18 protein-coding genes are annotated in these 18,089 nt (G+C 45.1%); 9 read left to right on the top strand and 9 right to left on the bottom strand.

What is annotated here, in order from left to right:
- Nucleotides 1-75 precede the first annotated feature (75 nt).
- On the bottom strand, nucleotides 76-354 hold the full coding sequence (locus E4U82_RS03025; protein WP_135108560.1) for a hypothetical protein: 279 nt from the start codon (nucleotides 352-354) through the stop codon (nucleotides 76-78).
- 5 nt (nucleotides 355-359) lie between these two features.
- Nucleotides 360-638 (bottom strand): hypothetical protein, encoded by a 279-nt coding sequence (locus E4U82_RS03020; RefSeq protein ID WP_135108559.1) that lies wholly within the window; start codon nucleotides 636-638, stop codon nucleotides 360-362.
- A 135-nt stretch (nucleotides 639-773) separates the two neighbouring features.
- On the opposite strand from E4U82_RS03020, the gene E4U82_RS03015 reads away from it, so the two are divergent.
- Nucleotides 774-2,459 carry a M3 family oligoendopeptidase gene (locus tag E4U82_RS03015; RefSeq protein ID WP_135108558.1) on the top strand — a complete coding sequence of 562 codons (1,686 nt, stop codon included), beginning with the start codon at nucleotides 774-776 and terminating at the stop codon, nucleotides 2,457-2,459.
- Between the two features lie 44 nt (nucleotides 2,460-2,503).
- On the opposite strand, the gene E4U82_RS03010 is transcribed toward E4U82_RS03015, so the two are convergent.
- The 3 genes from E4U82_RS03010 to E4U82_RS03000 form a co-directional block, all read right to left on the bottom strand.
- Nucleotides 2,504-4,060: a Na+/H+ antiporter NhaC family protein gene (locus tag E4U82_RS03010; protein ID WP_135108557.1), complete on the bottom strand. Its 1,557-nt coding sequence runs from the start codon at nucleotides 4,058-4,060 to the stop codon at nucleotides 2,504-2,506.
- A gap of 199 nt (nucleotides 4,061-4,259) precedes the next feature.
- Nucleotides 4,260-4,457 carry an alpha/beta-type small acid-soluble spore protein gene (locus tag E4U82_RS03005; RefSeq protein WP_135108556.1) on the bottom strand — a complete coding sequence of 66 codons (198 nt, stop codon included), beginning with the start codon at nucleotides 4,455-4,457 and terminating at the stop codon, nucleotides 4,260-4,262.
- 225 nt (nucleotides 4,458-4,682) lie between these two features.
- The gene (locus E4U82_RS03000; protein ID WP_135108555.1) at nucleotides 4,683-5,447 is read right to left on the bottom strand and encodes an SDR family NAD(P)-dependent oxidoreductase; all 765 of its coding nucleotides are present in this window, start codon (nucleotides 5,445-5,447) and stop codon (nucleotides 4,683-4,685) included.
- A 156-nt stretch (nucleotides 5,448-5,603) separates the two neighbouring features.
- Between E4U82_RS03000 and E4U82_RS02995 the strand changes: the two genes are divergently transcribed.
- On the top strand, nucleotides 5,604-6,386 hold the full coding sequence (locus tag E4U82_RS02995; RefSeq protein ID WP_135108554.1) for an HAD family hydrolase: 783 nt from the start codon (nucleotides 5,604-5,606) through the stop codon (nucleotides 6,384-6,386).
- Nucleotides 6,387-6,554: 168 nt separating this feature from the next.
- On the opposite strand, the gene E4U82_RS02990 is transcribed toward E4U82_RS02995, so the two are convergent.
- The 3 genes from E4U82_RS02990 to rpiA all read right to left on the bottom strand — a co-directional run bounded on the left by E4U82_RS02990 (nucleotide 6,555) and on the right by rpiA (nucleotide 10,008).
- Nucleotides 6,555-7,676, bottom strand: a complete 1,122-nt coding sequence (locus E4U82_RS02990) for a glycerate kinase (RefSeq protein ID WP_135108553.1) — start codon at nucleotides 7,674-7,676, stop codon at nucleotides 6,555-6,557.
- 178 nt (nucleotides 7,677-7,854) lie between these two features.
- Nucleotides 7,855-8,841: a Gfo/Idh/MocA family protein gene (locus E4U82_RS02985; protein ID WP_135108552.1), complete on the bottom strand. Its 987-nt coding sequence runs from the start codon at nucleotides 8,839-8,841 to the stop codon at nucleotides 7,855-7,857.
- 486 nt (nucleotides 8,842-9,327) lie between these two features.
- Nucleotides 9,328-10,008, bottom strand: a complete 681-nt coding sequence (rpiA, locus tag E4U82_RS02980; RefSeq protein WP_135108551.1) for a ribose-5-phosphate isomerase RpiA — start codon at nucleotides 10,006-10,008, stop codon at nucleotides 9,328-9,330.
- A gap of 553 nt (nucleotides 10,009-10,561) precedes the next feature.
- Between rpiA and rfbA the strand changes: the two genes are divergently transcribed.
- From rfbA to E4U82_RS02945, 7 genes are read left to right on the top strand one after another with little or no spacing between them, the layout of a single operon-like run.
- A complete protein-coding gene (rfbA, locus tag E4U82_RS02975; RefSeq protein WP_135108550.1) occupies nucleotides 10,562-11,494 on the top strand; it encodes a glucose-1-phosphate thymidylyltransferase RfbA in 933 nt (310 codons plus the stop codon).
- Nucleotides 11,487-12,500: a dTDP-glucose 4,6-dehydratase gene (gene rfbB, locus E4U82_RS02970; protein WP_135108549.1), complete on the top strand. Its 1,014-nt coding sequence runs from the start codon at nucleotides 11,487-11,489 to the stop codon at nucleotides 12,498-12,500. The genes rfbA and rfbB overlap by 8 nt, the downstream gene beginning before the upstream one ends.
- Nucleotides 12,479-13,429 (top strand): glycosyltransferase family 2 protein, encoded by a 951-nt coding sequence (locus tag E4U82_RS02965; protein ID WP_135108548.1) that lies wholly within the window; start codon nucleotides 12,479-12,481, stop codon nucleotides 13,427-13,429. Before rfbB ends, E4U82_RS02965 begins: the two co-directional genes overlap by 22 nt.
- A 5-nt stretch (nucleotides 13,430-13,434) precedes the next feature.
- Nucleotides 13,435-14,109, top strand: a complete 675-nt coding sequence (locus E4U82_RS02960) for a GNAT family N-acetyltransferase (RefSeq protein WP_135108547.1) — start codon at nucleotides 13,435-13,437, stop codon at nucleotides 14,107-14,109.
- Entirely contained in the window at nucleotides 14,109-14,474 is a 366-nt protein-coding gene (locus E4U82_RS02955; protein ID WP_135108546.1) for an EamA family transporter, read from the top strand. The genes E4U82_RS02960 and E4U82_RS02955 overlap by 1 nt, the downstream gene beginning before the upstream one ends.
- A gap of 11 nt (nucleotides 14,475-14,485) precedes the next feature.
- Nucleotides 14,486-15,598 (top strand): dTDP-4-amino-4,6-dideoxygalactose transaminase, encoded by a 1,113-nt coding sequence (rffA, locus tag E4U82_RS02950; protein ID WP_135108545.1) that lies wholly within the window; start codon nucleotides 14,486-14,488, stop codon nucleotides 15,596-15,598.
- Complete coding sequence (locus E4U82_RS02945; protein ID WP_135108544.1) at nucleotides 15,561-17,240, top strand: DUF6044 family protein; 1,680 nt, start codon at nucleotides 15,561-15,563, stop codon at nucleotides 17,238-17,240. The genes rffA and E4U82_RS02945 overlap by 38 nt, the downstream gene beginning before the upstream one ends.
- Before the next feature lie 126 nt (nucleotides 17,241-17,366).
- Here the strand turns inward: E4U82_RS02945 and E4U82_RS02940 are convergent, their stop codons facing one another.
- Nucleotides 17,367-17,807: a hypothetical protein gene (locus E4U82_RS02940; RefSeq protein ID WP_135108543.1), complete on the bottom strand. Its 441-nt coding sequence runs from the start codon at nucleotides 17,805-17,807 to the stop codon at nucleotides 17,367-17,369.
- Nucleotides 17,808-18,089: the final 282 nt, after the last annotated feature.

Raw genomic sequence — 18,089 nt, 5'->3', positions numbered from 1 at the left:
TTCCCTCCGATATATTCGGATAATATTAAAAAATGAAAGCTTATGTGTAACTTTATAATTCAAAGGGATACTCTTTCAGGTAGAGTATCCCTTTTCCAATACATATGGAAACAATACATCGCTATGAAGATGGGAACACCCCGATTCTCCCGTTCTTCTGCCGATTCTTTCGTTCTTCTGCTGATTCTTTCGTTCTTCTGCCGATTCTTTCGTTCTTCTGCCGATTTTCCCGTTCTTCTGCTGATTCTTTCCCTCTTCTGCCGATTCTCCCGTTCTTCTGCCGATTCCCGCGCGCTTCTGCTCAAAAATCAAAAAAATATCTGCCCCTTGCAGCCGGGCAGATATCTGTTCCAATGATTTTATGCCGAATGGCGATACGTTTCAACGATGGATGTGACAATAGTACCGATTGCAGCGGCAAACAGGCTGGCTCCTCCCCATCCCCCAAAGCCTAAACCAAACATTTCAATTTTTCCAAATGTAGCAATCACCGCCATGACAATACCGGCAGCAAATACGATGGCTGCAGGAACATAAATGCCATAACCTCCGTCAGAAGTTGCCAGTGTGATAACGATATTGATCAGCATAATGACAACAAGTATCGAAATGCCGATGACCAGAGCCAAATTAAACATAACACTCACCTCATCAAACTTTATTTTACTAACTACCAGTTTATCTATACACTTAAACAAAGTCAATTTAATCATGACTTGAGCAGGATTTTTTAAAAAAATGTCGAATTGTTGGCGTTAGGGAGGAATGAACAGATGCAGACTTTTGAAGACTACCAATATGAACGGCCTGACATGAAACAGGAAAAGGAAACATTTCGTACGCTTTTACAGCAATTCAGCAATGCTTCCACAGCTGAACAGCAGCACGAAGCAGTTTCAGCCATCAATGATTTCCGCAACCGGCTCGCAACGCTTGAGAATCTGGTCTATATCCGTGCCTCAATTGATATGAATGATGCGTTTTATCAGGGGGAGCGTGACTTTTTCGATGAGATCGCACCGGAAATACAGGAGATGACTACTACATTTTACAAAGAACTGCTCACGTCTCCTTTCCGACGGGACTTGGAAGATAAATGGGGCACGCAACTGTTTAAAATTGCAGAATCGGAAATAAAAGCTTTCTCACCGGAAATCATGCCGCTCCTGCAAAAAGAAAACAGATTATCAACCGAATATTCCAAGCTTGTTGCCTCTGCACAAGTGGCATTTAACGGCGGTACATACACGTTGGCACAATTAAGACCTTTTACCGAACATGAGGACCGTGACATCCGCAAACAAGCCGTTGACGCCAGTGCTGGTTTTTTCGCGGATAACGCGGAAAAATTTGATGATATTTACGATCAGCTTGTTCAAACACGGCATGAAATCGCAACCACGCTGGGATACGAAAACTTTGTAGCGCTTGGGTATATCCGCATGCAGCGCATTGACTATGATGCCGATATGGTGGCACGCTTCCGAAAACAGGTGCGTGAATCCATTGTACCACTTGTTACAAAGCTTTATGAAAAGCAGGCAGAACAAATCAGCGTGGACAAGCTCAAATACCACGATGAAAATTTCGAATTCCCGGATGGCAACGCCACACCAAAAGGATCGCCGGAATGGATCATCGAAAACGGTAAAACGATGTATGCGGAGCTGTCACCTGAAACGAAGGATTTTTTCCAGTTTATGCTTGACCGTAACTTGATGGACCTGGAAGCAAAGAAAGGCAAAGAAGCCGGCGGGTATTGTACGTTTATCGAGGATTACGAGTCACCATTCATTTTTTCCAACTTTAATGGAACATCAGGTGATATTGACGTGCTGACACACGAAGCGGGACATGCCTTCCAGTTTTATTCCAGCCGCAAAATCGGCATTCCGGAATACATTGTTCCCACAAGTGAAGCGGCGGAAATTCACTCGATGAGTATGGAATTTTTTACATGGCCATGGATGGAGCTGTTTTTCAAAGAAGAGACGAGCAAATATAAATATGCTCATTTGAAAGATGGTCTGCAATTCCTGCCATATGGTGTTGCGGTTGATGAATTCCAGCACCTTGTGTACGAAAATCCGGAGTGGACACCAAAACAACGGAAGGATGCCTGGAAGCAACTTGAGGAAAAATACTTGCCGCACCGGGATTACGATGGCAACTCGTATCTGGAGGCTGGTGGATTCTGGCAGCGGCAAGGCCATATTTATGAGGACCCATTTTATTATATTGACTACACACTTGCGCAGGTTTGTGCCTTCCAGTTCTGGAAACGGTCACGAAAAGAACCGGATGCTGCCTGGAAAGACTATTTAAACCTGTGCAAACTGGGCGGTTCCCAATCATTCCTCGGATTGGTGGACGCAGCGAATCTGACGTCACCATTTGCGGAAGGCTGTGTAGATTCAGTCATTGCACCCATCAAGGAGTGGCTGGAAAATAACAAATGATTTAAGAAAACGGGCTGCCGGTGCAGTCCGTTTTCTATTAAAAATTATTGTACTTTCGCCTCATACTCTTTCGGGATCGGTTTTCCCCACATTTTGTTCAAAATAAATACCAGGACGATCAGAGACACAAGGCCAACGATAAGTGACAGAACGGCTGAATTGGTCAAGCCAGCTGTAAAAAAGGCGACAATCCCGCTGACACCCGCTGTGATAGCATAGGGAATTTGGGTATTCACGTGATCGATATGATCACTGGATGCTCCTGCCGAAGATAATATAGTTGTATCAGAAATCGGCGAACAATGATCACCGAAAATACCACCGCTGAAGACAGCAGCAATGGCCAGATACATCGAAATATCCATCGTAGCGCTAAGCGGCATTGCAATTGGGATCAATATGGCAAATGTACCATACGCTGTGCCCGTCGTGAACGCAACAATTGCACCGATAAAGAACAAGAGAACCGGAACGAATGCCGGCAACGTGTTTTGAACAGCAAGGTCAACAATATAATCAGCTGTTCCAAGTTCTGTCGTCACACTGCCAATTGACCAGGCAAGTGCCAGGATAATGTAAACGAGCACCATACTCCGAAAGCCGCTAACAATAAGGGACATCGCTTCTTTAAAAGAATAAAGCTTCTGCTGCATACCCATCACCATGGCGACAAGCCCCGCCACAAAAGCGGCGATTAAAATTGATGTGGCACCATCAGCTTCACCAAATGCTGTTACAAAATCTTTTTCCGGATAACCGCCCGTCCACAGGAACAGTGGCGGAATCATCCCGATAAGCACAACAAGCGGAATGATCATATTCCGCATTTTGGGTGTGTAGCCCTCTGCCATTTCCACACCCGTCATTTCGTCATCAGATGGTGGCTCTGCATCATCACGCATCAGTTTGCCAGTCGTCCGGGCACGGTATTCCGCCTGTGCCATTGGTCCAAAATCCCATTTTAAAAAAATCATGATCGCAACAAGCACAAGTGTTAGGATAGAATAAAAATTAAAGGGGATCGTAAAAATATAAGTCATATATTCCGACTCCGAGATGCCCAACTCTGCATACTGTGCTCCGATCAGCCCCATCACAAACACAACCCAGGTGGATACGGGAGCCAAAAGGCTAATCGGGGCAGATGTTGAGTCCACAACATATGCCAATTTTTCCCGGGCGACACGCATCTTATCCGTCACTGAGCGCATCACGCTACCAACCGTGAGCGCGTTAAAATAATCATCAAAGAAAACAATGAGACCGAATAACATTGTTGAACCCAGTGTGCCACGTACGGTTTTAACTTTGCCGGAAATCGCAGTCGCAATAGCTTGGGCGCCGCCTGTTTTTTGCAAAAATACAATCAGGACACCAAATAAACCACAATAAATCAGCACTGTAGCACTCCATGGATCCCCTACACTCGGAATGATAAAGTCACTGAAACTGGCATAAAGTCCCATAAACGGATTCCAGTTATTCATCATCGTCGCGCCCAACCAGACTCCGGCAAATAAAGCAGGGATAACATTTCGGCTAATAAGAGCCAGTATAATCGCCACCACAGGGGGAAGTAATGTTAGTACTCCAAATTCCATATCTATTTCTCCCTTCTTCCATAGTGACTGCTTATCAAAAATACAAGTTCTATCTTTTCTTATTATTTGCCACTATAAAAGTTATCATGTAAGGTAAAAAGTCTACCTTACAATGAACCGCTTGTCAAAACTCCCGAACCATGAAAAAGCCGCTCCAGATAACTGGAACGGCTTTTTCGCCAGCGCAGGTCCATTTACCTTATTTTTGGTTATTGGACATGCCTGATTCGGCGATTTTGATCATGCGTTTGACCATTTCGCCCCCCACAGAGCCGTTTTCACGTGCAGTTGTATCCGCTCCGGGCTGGACACCAAATTCATTTGCAATTTCTTCTTTCATGTTTTCCATTGCATCCTCTGCTCCAGGCACCAACAAATCATTTTTGTTATCTGCCACAACTGATCACTCCTCGTGGGAACTCGAACAGACATTATTTGTTTTCATCTGTTCAACATTAGTGTTTGGCATGGCCCATTATTTAACCCTGTTAAAAATTGCATATCAGGGGGCGTCCAATATTGGACGCCCCCTGATCATTGTGTCGGAAATTGTGAACTTTAGCGAATATGTTATAAAACTCAGCATTTTACCTGTAACTTCGGCAAATACCCTTTTAACAAATTACATCGCTCCCATACCACCATCGATCCGGTACTGTCCGCCTGTCATAAAACTGCTGTCCTCCGAGGCAAGGAACTGGACCAATTTGGCAATATCCGTGGATTCGGCATACCGTCCCAATGGAATGGCATTTTCCTGTGCTGTTTTTGCTTCTTCGGCATTTTCGGGATTCATTCCCTTTTCGAGTGAGCGCATCATCCGTGAATCAACCGGTGAAGGGTGAATGGAGTTGACGCGTATATTATCCTGTGCTACCTCAAGTGCTGCTGTTTTCGTGATGCCTGCTACGGCGTGTTTCGAAGCAATATAGGGTGAAACGCCGGGTGAGCCATCTAATCCAGCTACTGAAGAAGTATTAATCACACTTCCATGTTCTTTCATGGCGGGTAGAACATGCTTCAATCCTAAAAAGATTCCTTTAGCATTAACAGTCAGAACCTTACTGAAATTTTCCACTGTCTGCTCAACGATTGGGGCAACTTCCCCTTCAATTCCGGCATTATTGAAAAAGATATCGATAGTAACGAATTGATCAACGGTTTGTTTGACGTAATTTTTTACTTCATCTTCATTTGTAACATCTGCTTTGACTGTCATCACATTGCCATATTGTCCAAGGCTGTTTTTGGCCTCATCAAGAGACTCCTGATTCATATCAACCAATGAGATACTGGCACCTTCTTTTAAAAACATTTCGGCAGTTGTCTTTCCTATTACACCGGCACTGCCAGTAATAACGACAACTTTTCCTGAAAACTTCGCCATTGTCATCCGATCCTAATAAGTCGTTGTATTTAGTTCAAATTAACTATGCATTTAGATATCTTCCTCTAAACTAACGATTTAAAACATTTCTTCGCAAAAAATAACGCCCTATGCTAAAATACTTTTAGATATTAACACAAGCCCAAGGAGATTAACATGACATACAAGCTTCTATTTCTCGACATCGACGGAACCATCTTAAAACCGGATCACACGTACTCTGACAAAACCAAGCAAGCAATATCCACTGTCAAAAAGCAGGGTCTTGAGATTTTTCTGGCAACAGGCCGCCCGCTTCATGAAATCAGCGAATTGGCGGAAGACCTGGATATTCATTCATTTATCGCGTACAACGGCGCTTTTGCCATCCATCAGGGGAAGACAATTGTCAACGAGCCAATCCCGGAGCAGAATATGAAGCAATTTATTGATATTGCGTCCAAAAATGACCACGAGCTGATCATGTACACACGCGAAAAGAACTATTTCACAAATCTTGACCGGCCATTCATCAGCCAGTTTATTGATACTTTCGACCTTAAAGCCAATGCGGTATTCACACCTGAGATTACGGATAAGACTTTGGGCGCGACCGTCCTCAACGTGCCGCCGGAGCAAGTCCATTTGTATGAAATTGAATCCAACTTGCGCCTTTCCCCTGTCCATGTCAATGGAGCCGAAAACAGCTATGACATTCTGCGGAAAAATGTCAACAAAGGCTATTCGGTTGAACAAATTCTCGAACTTCTTGATATTCAACGGGAACAGGCTATTGCATTTGGCGACGGGATGAACGACAAAGAAATGCTGGGTACTGTCGGTGAAAGCTTTGCCATGGGTAATTCCCATGAGGATCTATTTCAGTATGCCAAACATAAGACAGCGAGTGTTGCGGATGATGGCATTTCCACTGGCCTTAAACAGCTTGGATTGCTTTAGCATTCGTCAAGGTCCGGGTGAATTTTCCGGACCTTATTCATAAAGTGAAACGTCGATCAGGGGTTTTCTTCATCCCCTGTGATTTTCATTTAGCATCTCCTTATCTCCTTCAAATCCAATTTTCTATATCTACAATTGAAATGAAAGATGAAAAAGGGACATTCCTTTTTAGAACTGACTGGCCAGTTGAATCACTTGCTTTGTCTGCTCACAAAGTAGCGCATCAGCCTTTTCCATACACTCTTTAAGTGACATCGGCTTATTAACGATCGAGAAACAGCCTGCAAATCTTTCTCTTAAAACATCCAAATCGTCATCCAGACTGCCTGAAATCAAAATGGCCGGAACCTGATGTTTTTCGGCAAGCGAGGCGATGTAACCCGGCGCTTTTCCATAAAGCGTCTGTTCATCACTTTGTCCTTCCCCTGTCAGAACAAGGTCAGCATGACGGATTGCTTCTTCAGCATCTATGGTATCTGCCAACAGTTCTGCTCCCGAAACAAGATCACCGTCAAGAGCCAATAAGGCAAAACCGAGCCCACCAGCAGCTCCGGCACCGGCAATATTTTTTAACGGTTTGTTCAATACTGACTCGACTGCATCCCCAAACTGGTTTAAGGCGGCATCATATAGTTCGATTTCACCCACAGCCAGCCCTTTTTGCGGTCCGTAAACATACGTTGCCCCCTTTTCCCCGCATAATGGATTATCCACATCACAGGCCACTTTGATCGTTGCTCCCGCAAGTCGCGGATCAATGCCTGCAAAACTGACATCGGTTACATGCTGCACATCTCTGCCAAACGGACCAATTTCTTTGCCATGCTGGTCCCATGCTTTCATTCCCAGTGCCTTAAGCATTCCCAGTCCACCATCGTTCGTGGCACTTCCTCCAAGGCCGATCACAAATGAATTGCAGCCGTTATCCATTGCATCCAGCATGACTTCTCCAATTCCATACGTTGTCGTAACATCGGGATGCCGTTTATTTTCAGGAACCTGAACCAGCCCGGCAATGCTGGCACATTCAATAATTGCTGTATCGCCATTAACTATGGCATACGATGTGTCAACTGTATTGCCCAGCGGTCCTATACACGTTATTGGCACATGCTCTCCTTCCGTTGCAGCAAGCAATGATTCCAATGTACCTTCCCCGCCATCCGCCATAGGCTTCAAGGTAACCTGAGCCTTTTCATCTACCAACATGATAGCTTGTTCCATAATTCCCGAAGCTTGTTTCGATGTCAGGCTTCCTTTAAATGAATCCGGTGCAACCACGATGTTCATAATGTTCTCCCTTCAATATCTTTAACTCTAATATAATGCAGTCGTTGACTTGTTACAACTCGAGCAGGCGTTAAAGTAGAAGTTGCCGCCGTGGGCAGTTTAAGTCTACACTCTAAACTGAACGGGAGGGTCGCTCCCCATATATGCATAAAAAAAGGCCCCCTCGTGGAGCCCTTATTCAACCATTCTCACTGTCAAAAACGATCCCGCTTTCATGCCGGACCTTTTCCGTCACAGCTAATACATCATGACTGAGTTTTTTCAATCGTTCATATTCATCCTTGTCACCGGACTTGATAATACGGGCAAATTCTCTGGCTTCATAAACCATATTGTTCGGGTGATCGTCCGCCTCAAGGGGCGTCACTTCCCCGGTATCGTTCATCACTACCCGCGGCCAGTACATATCCCCCGCATTCTCAAACACCAGCGACCCTTTCTCGCCATGAATCTCACAGGTGTTGGCAGACTGGGTTATTTTCGAACAAAGAACAGTGCCGGTAAAACCCGGATACGTCAGAACGAGCGTGCCACTGCCGTCCACACCGCTATCGAGCTTTACCGGAAAATATGAAGCGTCCACTGGTTTGCCAAACAGTCCGACTACAAGCGACAAAGGATAGACACCCAACTCCACCAGTGCGCCTCCTGAAAATTGCGTCGTAAATATATTCGGCGCCTCACCTTTCAGGTATTTATCGTACCTTGATGAATACTGGACAAACGGCAGAATCATACTGCGGACTTTTCCAATCTCTTCGAGGCCTTTCTGCAGGCTTATAAAATTGGGCGAATGCAAGTTTCGCATCGCTTCAAACAGGAAAACGCCTTGATCGGCTGCTGTCCGGTAAGCTTCTTCCCATTCATTAAAGTTTGAGAAAATGGGCTTTTCACAAATAACATGCTTCCCGTGGCGCAGGAAAGTCATCACATGTTCATGGTGCAGCGAATTGGGTGAAGCAATATAAACCGCATCCAGTGCATCACTTGCCGCCATTTCTTCTACGTCGGTATAAATATTTTCAATCTCATATTTCCCGGCAAAGTCCTCAGCTTTATCCGATGTTCTTGAGTAAACGGCTGTATGGGTCAAATCTGATGATTCCTTTGCTGCTTGAATGAACGCATCTGTAATCCAGCCCGTACCAATTGTTCCGAAATTCATTGTCATCCACCCCTATTGATTAAAAGCTACTTAACACGGCAATTCGTTCGTATAAAGAAGTTACGCTCACAGGTGTCCCGATTAGTGCCATATTAGCATGACGTTTCTGTTACTTCATTTTTATAGAACCATAATGTCAATTCTTATTCCAGCAGAAATATCGCCAGAATTCGGTAAAAATAATGCCAGCACCGTCCGGACCCGGGCCTTGCTCCCGTATGTCGTTTCGATAGGATTCGGGATCCATTCGGGCACTGGGAGCCTCTCTCTTACTTTTCCCCCGTTTTCGCTTACCGTTTGGGCACTGAGAACCCTTCTATCTGACCATTCTCCCGTTTTCGCTTACCGTTTGGGAACTGAGAAACCTTCTATCTGACCTCTTGCTCGTTTCCGCTTGCCGTTCGGGCACTGAGATGACTTCTCTCTGACCTTTCCACCGTTCTCGATCGCCGTTCGGGCACATAGGTTTATACTAAAAACGCCATGTCAGTCCTTCGATACCGGTTTTGCCTGATCCTTATAACCGGCAATCACTTCATCGACCATTTCCGTGAACAAACCGGTTTCCACAACACCGGTCAGCTGTTTCAGTTGTTGGTGGAGTGTTTCGGGATCGTCTATGCCACCGAATCGGCAATCTACAATATAGTTGCCATTGTCTGACACGAAAACATCATCACCGACAAGGCGCAAAACTGTCTCGCCACCCAATTCGGCAATCCTTCCTGCAGTCGTTTCCCACCCGAACGGCAAAATCTCAACCGGCAGCTTAAAAGCCCCCAGCCGGGTAACCAGCTTCGATTCATCGACAATCACGACAAACTTCCGGGCAGCCGCTGCAATAATCTTTTCCCGGACTAGTGCCCCGCCACCGCCTTTAATCAGATTCCACTGCGGATCAACCTCATCAGCACCATCAATTGCAATATCCAGCTTCTGCACGTGAGCAAAGTCCGTAAGCGGGACCCCGAACTTGTTCGCCCATTCCTTGGTCTGACGTGACGACGGGATACCTTTCACTTCAAGACCATCCTGCACACATTCACCGATTTTTCGGATCATCCAATAAACGGTCGACCCCGAACCCAATCCAATCGTCATGCCATCTTCAATATGTTCAACTGACGCTTCGCCTGCCAATTTTTTAGCATCATCCTGCTCACTCATGCTGCAACCACTCCTTCATTGATTTGGTGTCAGTATTAATTCCATTCCATCACGTTCATCTGTCCACGTCACGTGATATGCTCCTTTTTTCTTTATTTCGCGATTTAAATGGAAATCGGGTATAAGGACTCTTTACATTATAAGGAAATTGAATTTATCATAGATTCAGGCGATTCCAAACACAATTGTAATCAAGATGCAAACAAATTGTAAGATTATTTTCTGTCAAAACGGTAATAAGCATTTATAAGTGAATGTTCAAAAAGAAGGATGAAAAGGACCGGCAGGCTAAGTTCGCGACGACAATCGCCAACGCCTGCACTAGCACGTCATTCGCATCAAAGTTCGAGGCGGCGCAGTTTTGAGCAGCGGGCTTCCACAGGATGTGGTGACTTCTGCAGTTGGCGATTGACGTGGGCGGTTTTGCAGAAGATCCCCTATCGATTATCGATGTGTCATTTTCACCGAACTTTTTGAACAACATTTAAAGGAGTATCTTCATCTATGGACGGCAATCCATGTCCTGGATTAAACCTTTTTGGGAGTGATTCGCATGAAAGGGATTGTATTGGCAGGCGGAAGCGGCACAAGACTTGCACCAAGCACGAACGGGGTCAATAAACATTTGCTTAATGTCTATGATAAACCGATGATTTATTACCCGTTATCAGTCCTGATGCTTGGTGGTATCAAAGATATTCTGATTATCAGTACGCCGGAAGATATGCCACGCTTCAAGGAAATGCTGGGTGATGGTTCCGCGTTTGGCATCCGGCTTCAATATATGGAGCAGAAACATCCCGATGGCATACCTGAAGCCTTTATCATGGCTGAGGACTTTATCGGCTATGATGACGTCACGTTAATTCTGGGCGACAATATCTTTTATGGTCAGGGGTTCACAACGCTGTTCAGAAATGCGCTCCGCAACCATAAAAACGCTACGATTTTCGGAAGCCGGGTGAAAGATCCGGAACGGTTTGGAGTAGTGGAGTTTGATGACAACCAAAAAGTTATCTCCCTTGAAGAAAAACCAGAAGACCCGAAATCTGATTTTGCTGCAGCCGGCTTGTACATTTATGATTACCGTGCCGCCCGAATTGCTAAACAGCTGCCATACTCCGAACGCGGCGAAACGGAGATCACGGACCTGAACAAGGAATATTTAAAAGGCAACCAGCTGGACGTGCAATTACTGGGACGGGGTTTTGCCTGGATGGATGCCGGGACGCACGAATCCCTGTTTGAAGCAGCCGAATTCGTCAAAATAACCCAGCAGCGCCAGGGATTCAAGATTGCCTGTCTGGAAGAGATCGCTTATTATATGGGCTATATATCGAGACATACGCTTTATGAAAAAGGCGAAGGGATGAAAAAGACCGATTATGGGCAATACTTAATGGAAATTGCCAATCGGAAACATACCGAGCAATATTGGGAATCAATCGACAAAAATCCATTACTGGAGCTGGTGCAAAATGAGTAAATCCCTTCTCGTGACAGGCGGTGCGGGGTTCATCGCCTCGAATTTCATTCATTATATGATGAAGCGATACCCTGAATATCAAATCATTAACATTGACCAATTGACTTATGCCGGAAAAGGCGCCAACGTGCAGCAGGCTGCGGCTTTGGAAAACTATCATTTTATCAAGGGTGATATCGCTGACGAAGCCCTGATCCAGCACATTTTTTCCGAATACGATATTGACGGCGTCATCCATTTTGCCGCCGAATCACACGTTGACCGTTCTATCGAGGACGTCAAAGCCTTTATTGAATCAAATGTGCTTGGGACCAGCGTTCTTCTGCAGACTGCACGTGATTCGTGGGATAAAAAGGGGGAGCTGGCAACAGGGCGTTTCCATCAAATATCCACCGATGAAGTGTACGGAGCACTGGGGCTTGAAAGCGATGAAAAATTTAATGAGGAAACACCTTATGATCCGCGCAACCCTTACAGTGCGTCAAAGGCTGGGGCCGACATGCTTGTCAAAAGTTTCGGGCGGACGTACGGGATGAATGTGGTCACCTCCAGCAGTTCCAACAATTATGGACCGCGACAGCATCAGGAGAAACTGATCCCGACGGTCATTTCAAATGCACTGCAAGGCAATCCGATCCCATTGTACGGAGACGGAAAAAATGTCCGTGACTGGCTGTATGTCGAGGACCATTGCCGGGCCATCGATCTCATTTTTCATCAAGGTCAAACACTGGAAAAGTACAATATCGGCGGTGGCAACGAGAAATCAAATATTGAACTGGCGATGATGATTTGTGATATTCTTGATCACTTAAAACCTGGACAGCACAGTCATAAAGAGCTGATCACCTTTATCGGAGACCGAAAAGGTCATGATCGGCGTTATGCCGTTGATGACAGTAAAATAAGAGATACGCTGGGCTGGAAACCTCTTACATCTTTTAAAACAGGGCTGAACCAAACAGTCGAATGGTATGTGGATCAATGGGAAAAGGTAACCTCTTAATCTCTGTCGTTATTCCCGTGTATGGCTGCAAAACGTGTCTGAAAGAACTGTGCAGCCGCATCATAACCACGATCGAATCGATTCCAGCCGATTTGGAAATCATTTTAGTCAATGATGCAAGCCCTGACGATGCATGGGAGACGATTAAAGCATTGCATGAAGTAGACCACCGAATTAAAGGTATTGATTTTGCCCGCAATTTCGGACAGCACCACGCCATCTCGGCCGGACTCGATTATGCTGAAGGCGACTGGGTCGTTGTCATGGACTGTGATCTGCAAGACCGCCCTGAGGAAATCTTGACATTGTATAAAAAAGCGCATGTTGGCTTTGAAGTTGTTTTTGGTAATCGCGTGGCACGTCAGGATCATTGGTTTAAACGCAAAACGTCACAGTTGTTTTACCGTGTATACGACTATTTTAGCGGCAGAACATCGGATCACACGGTAGCCAATTTCAGCATTAGCCAAAAGAAGGTCATCAGGGCATTCCGGCAAATGCGTGAACAGAACCGTTTCTTTCCACTTTTCATACAGTGGATGGGTTACAAATCAGCTACTGTACCAGTTGAACATAATGCGAGGAAAGAAGGGAAAACATCCTATAATCTGAAAAAATTGATTACATTGGCAACCGACACGATCATTTCACAGTCCAATAAACCGCTTAGGCTGTCCATACAATTTGGTTTTTTATTAGCCCTTGGCTCCTTTTTGTATGGCCTTTACTTATTTGTGCGCTACTTCTTCCTGGCTCAGCCTGTTGAAGGGTGGACAAGTGTTATGGTTTCCATCTATTTTATCGGCGGCCTGATCTTTTTTAATTTCGGCATCCTCGGCCTTTATATCGGAAAGGTTTTCAATGAAACAAAAGGCAGACCGCTTTACCTGATCCGTGAGACGACAGAAGATGATAACAGTGAGGAGTGATGAACATGAGCCATTTACGTGAAACCCCATGGGATAAACGAAATTTTAATATGAATACATATGAACTAACGCGTGCTGATGAAGCGACACTAAGGGAAACGGATCGGAGCAAAGGGCACTTCACCTTAAAGACACAGCCATTTGAAAATCCCAGACCATTTCTGGAGCATGGCTTTTACTACGTTGATACATTGATTGAACCCGTCTGCAAAAAAGAAAACCTGACTGTCTTTGAACAGGAGGGAATCAGCCTTTCTAAGGATTATGACCGTGATATGATTTTGGAAATCGCCCAGGAAGTCTTTACAAATGGGCGTTTCCATCGTGACTTCAATATCCCGGATTGGCAGGCTGATAAACGGTATATGAACTGGGTGGGCGACCTGATGAATGACGGGAAAATTATTGCGCTTAAATATGGCCAGGGCACAGCCGGGTTTTATGGGTTTGATGACGAAAAAGTACTGCTCCTTGGAATACGCGAGGAATACCGTAGCAAAGGGCTTGCTAAAGGATTTACAAGCCTCGCGTGCAAGGAACAGTTCCAGTCCGGGTATAGCGAATTACGTACATCCATATCAGCCGCCAATGTCGCGTCACTGAACCTGTTTTATGCCCTTGGCTTCCGGCTGCGCAGCACAGTTGACGTCTATCATAAGCTCAATGGTGAGGTCGTGTAATGGGTTATTTTTACATTTTCGGAACGATTTTATTCACTGTCTATGGTCAGATCGTCTTAAAATGGCAAGTCGATCAGTCGGGCTCGCTCCCGGAAGGATTATGGGATAAATTCCTTTTCCTGCTGCAGCTCTTGCTGAACCCGTGGATTATCTCCGGGTTCTTGTCTGCTTTTCTGGCCGCTTTGTGCTGGATGGCAGCGATGACCAAATTTAATATCAGCTATGCCTATCCGTTCATGAGCCTGTCATTTGTTCTCGTGTTCGTGCTGTCTATCTTCCTGTTTGGCGATCCGGTGACCGTACATAAAGTTGTGGGACTCGGTCTGATCATCGCCGGCATCCTTGTAACAAGTCAATCATTGTGAGGTGTTTTGAAATGATACCCTTTAATCAGCCATGTCATATTGGAAAAGAAGAAGCTGCCATCCAGGAGGCGATTGCCAATCAAAAACTTTCCGGAAACGGCCCCTTTGGCAAAAAATGCACCGACTGGCTGGAAGATTATCTTGGCTGCCGGCGGGCGATTCTGACTCCATCCTGTACTGCCGCACTAGAAATGGCAGCTCTTTTGACCGAGACAGGACCGGATGATGAAATTATTATGCCTTCCTATACATTTGTGTCAACGGCCAATGCATTCGTCTTGTGCGGAGCAGCCATCCGGTTTGTTGATGTAGAGCCGGAAACGATGAACATATCGCCTGAAGCTATTGAAGCGGCCATTACCGACCATACAAAGGCCATTGTCGTCGTCCACTATGCCGGTGTCGGCTGCCGTATGGATGCGGTCATGGATATCGCAGAACGTCACGGTCTGTGGGTGATTGAGGATGCCGCTCAGGCGCTGACGAGTACCTATGATGGCCAGCAGCTCGGCACTTTTGGCCATTTCAGCACATTTAGTTTTCATGAAACCAAAAATATTACATGCGGTGAAGGGGGCGCGTTAATCGTCAACCATCCGGATGCCGTTGAACGGGCCGAGATCATGCAAGAAAAAGGAACGAACCGGAAACAGTTTGTGAGAGGGATGGTTGACAAATATTCGTGGCGTGATATCGGGTCATCGTATCTGTTAAGCGAATTGAACGCAGCATATCTTTCTGTGCAACTGAAGCATGCCGGAGAGATTATGGCAGACAGAATGCAGACATGGAAAACATATCGCGACGGGCTTCGGGACATCGATGCCATTACGATCCCGCATATTCCCGAAAATGGCACCCATAACGCCCATATGTTTTATTTAAAAACAGACCGGCGTGATGAGTTAATTGATTATTTGAAAGAACAAGGCATCATGGCTGTCACGCATTATGTCCCGCTCCATTCATCTGAAGCGGGTCAAAAATTTGGCCGCTTCGCCGGAAGTGACGTGCACACAACAGCCGAAAGTGAAAAACTTGTTCGTCTGCCGCTTTATTTTGGCATGGAAGAAAAGGATGTGAATCATGTCATCAGCCATATCAAACGTTTTTTCAAACTATAAGCATATACTGATCGCATGTGTCGTGATGGCCGTTTATCTGTCCCCCTATTATATTTTGGGTGAGAATGCACATATCCGTTTGCACGATAACCTGGACTCCAATATTGTCTGGTACAAACTGCTGGTTGAAAGCGGACAGTTTTTTTCCATGTCCGAACTGCCAAACGTCATCAATGGCCTTCCCCGCAGCACACTGGCTACACCGTTTGACTTCATGGTGTGGCTCTATGTCCTGTTCGAACCGATGACCGCTTATGCCATCGGGCAGACTGTCATAAGGCTTGCTGGATTTTTTGGGATGTATTGGCTCCTAAGGCGATTTATTGACTCAAAGTGGATTGTGACCGGTGTCGCGCTGACGTTTGCCTTCCTGCCCTTTTGGCCATCTGGATGGCTTTCCATTGCGGGATTGCCGCTGGCGCTTCATTTATTCCTGTCCATCCGCGAGCGCGGCTGGCAGGCGCGATGGTATCATTGGCTGGCACTCATGGTGATCCCTTTTTTCTCAAATTTTATATTAACATTCGTGTTTTTTCTTGGATTGATGGGGGTTGTCTGGCTTATTGACTGGATTCGAAACAAGCAAAGCAACTGGGCGTTTTTTACGGCCATTGCTGGCATGACAAGTGTCTATCTGGTCAAAAATTACATGATCATTTATTCGATGTTTATCAATGAAGGGTTTACGTCTCACCGTGAAGACCTTGACCTCGGGCATAACAACCTGTCAAGTACTATTGACCTGTTCTTTGAGAACTTTCTGACTGGGCACACACATGACATGGCCGTCCATACATCTATCATTTTGCCGGTTATCGGATTAGCCTTTATTGTTGCAGCTTACCGGCGCATGATGCCTAAATTGCTGGTTGGCCTTGTCCTGTTCAACGCAGCCCTGTCGTTATGGTATGCTTTCTGGTACTGGGAAGGCTGGCGTATTGTAAAGGACAATATCATGGTTGCCAATACGTTCAACTTCAGCCGGATTCACTTTTTTGACCCGGTAATCTGGTATATTGCCTTTGCCCTTGCGCTGTGGCTGCTGTGGAAACATATGCACTTCGGGAAAATCATTGTCACCGCCCTAATCATGGCGCAATTCCTGAATGTTTTTTCCGTTAATGAAGAAATAAAATACGGGCGGATCGGCACCCCGACTTTTGCGGAGTTTTATTCAGAAGAGCTGTTTGATTCGATTGAAGCCTATATTGGAGAGGACCAGTCCGATTACCGCGTTGTCAGCATCGGGCTCCACCCGACCATTGCCCAATACAACGGGTTTTACACACTCGACACATATAACAACAGCTATCCGCTTAAATATAAATACAAATTCCGAGAAATAATTGCACCAGAACTGGCGAAAAATGATTCCATCCAAAATTATTTCGACACGTGGGGCGGGCGTTTGTATATGTATACGGACAAGCTGGGAAAAGACGATGACGTGACGAAAAACAGTGATGTTGTGCTCGATCATTTGAATATTAACACAGAAGCACTGGCCAAATTGGGCGGCGATTACATCTTTTCTGCTGTCCCGATTGAGAATTTCCGGGAAAATGAGTTGGTGTATGAACGCAGTTTTGAAAATAATACGTCGCCATGGAAAATTTATTTGTATCGTGTTGAGGTGAATTGAAAAAACCAGTGAAAAGGTGGCATCCATTTTAATGGATGCCATCTTTTTTAACGTCAGGAAGGTTGATCTTAAAAAAAAGCTACGACGAAAAAGACAGGGTCAATGCCGGATTTTTTAAATAGCTGTTTATTTCTTATAGTCCCAAAGAATCTTCCACTCATCATCAATTTCTGTCACATACACATTTTGCATCAGACTAAAATTCCCGTATTCACCTTTGAACGTCTGTGTGACAGGCACCTGATAAACGACCTCAATCGGCTCCGCATTGTTTTCAATGCTCCACTCCTTCATTTCTGTTGTTTCCCCGATGGTATATGTGAATGTGGTGACACCAAAATGATCCATAAACACGTGTGAACGATCCTGGATATAGTCAATTTTATCAAACTTTTCCTTCATTAACGGATGAAACATCTCCCACGAATCTGAAAAGTCACTCTCCTGCTCATACGCATAAAACGCCGCGACCGCGTCAGCCGCTTCATCTTCAGCTGATTTATGAAAAAGTAAAAATAATGCCGCTCCAGCAAACACCACAACAAGAATCAACACTATTTGTCGCATCGGATCCCTCCCGCACACCGCTAATAATATTTTATTAATGCCAACATCAAATAAGTACTGGCATCCCCAATCTGCTTCTTCTTCCCAAAACATCATCTTATCACTATATATAATTATTTGATATCACTTTTATAGTTTTAAATAATTTATTTTTATCATATAATACTCTATCATAATAAGTGAAGGGAGGTCAGCAACGTTCTCCCTGATTCCTCTTTGTGGCCACTGAGGTTTCAAAAAGTGAAACTTCATTCAGTGGAACGCTTTTTTTCCACCGAATGT

The sequence above is a fragment of the Lentibacillus salicampi genome, assembly GCF_004565465.1.
Classification (GTDB): domain Bacteria; phylum Bacillota; class Bacilli; order Bacillales; family Amphibacillaceae; genus Lentibacillus; species Lentibacillus salicampi.
Note: the sequence above shows the minus strand (reverse complement) of the source record. Positions and strands in the feature narration are given on the sequence as shown.

What these genes read in the sequence shown, in the direction of transcription:
- E4U82_RS03020 (WP_135108559.1), bottom strand. Translation starts at nt 638, where the DNA reads ATGTTTAATTTGGCTCTGGTCATCGGCATTTCGATACTTGTTGTCATT.
- E4U82_RS03015 (WP_135108558.1), top strand. Translation starts at nt 774, where the DNA reads ATGCAGACTTTTGAAGACTACCAATATGAACGGCCTGACATGAAACAG.
- E4U82_RS03010 (WP_135108557.1), bottom strand. Translation starts at nt 4,060, where the DNA reads ATGGAATTTGGAGTACTAACATTACTTCCCCCTGTGGTGGCGATTATA.
- E4U82_RS03000 (WP_135108555.1), bottom strand. Translation starts at nt 5,447, where the DNA reads ATGGCGAAGTTTTCAGGAAAAGTTGTCGTTATTACTGGCAGTGCCGGT.
- E4U82_RS02995 (WP_135108554.1), top strand. Translation starts at nt 5,604, where the DNA reads ATGACATACAAGCTTCTATTTCTCGACATCGACGGAACCATCTTAAAA.
- E4U82_RS02990 (WP_135108553.1), bottom strand. Translation starts at nt 7,676, where the DNA reads ATGAACATCGTGGTTGCACCGGATTCATTTAAAGGAAGCCTGACATCG.
- E4U82_RS02985 (WP_135108552.1), bottom strand. Translation starts at nt 8,841, where the DNA reads ATGAATTTCGGAACAATTGGTACGGGCTGGATTACAGATGCGTTCATT.
- rpiA (WP_135108551.1), bottom strand. Translation starts at nt 10,008, where the DNA reads ATGAGTGAGCAGGATGATGCTAAAAAATTGGCAGGCGAAGCGTCAGTT.
- rfbA (WP_135108550.1), top strand. Translation starts at nt 10,562, where the DNA reads ATGAAAGGGATTGTATTGGCAGGCGGAAGCGGCACAAGACTTGCACCA.
- rfbB (WP_135108549.1), top strand. Translation starts at nt 11,487, where the DNA reads ATGAGTAAATCCCTTCTCGTGACAGGCGGTGCGGGGTTCATCGCCTCG.
- E4U82_RS02965 (WP_135108548.1), top strand. Translation starts at nt 12,479, where the DNA reads ATGGGAAAAGGTAACCTCTTAATCTCTGTCGTTATTCCCGTGTATGGC.
- E4U82_RS02960 (WP_135108547.1), top strand. Translation starts at nt 13,435, where the DNA reads ATGAGCCATTTACGTGAAACCCCATGGGATAAACGAAATTTTAATATG.
- E4U82_RS02955 (WP_135108546.1), top strand. Translation starts at nt 14,109, where the DNA reads ATGGGTTATTTTTACATTTTCGGAACGATTTTATTCACTGTCTATGGT.
- rffA (WP_135108545.1), top strand. Translation starts at nt 14,486, where the DNA reads ATGATACCCTTTAATCAGCCATGTCATATTGGAAAAGAAGAAGCTGCC.
- E4U82_RS02945 (WP_135108544.1), top strand. Translation starts at nt 15,561, where the DNA reads ATGTCATCAGCCATATCAAACGTTTTTTCAAACTATAAGCATATACTG.
- E4U82_RS02940 (WP_135108543.1), bottom strand. Translation starts at nt 17,807, where the DNA reads ATGCGACAAATAGTGTTGATTCTTGTTGTGGTGTTTGCTGGAGCGGCA.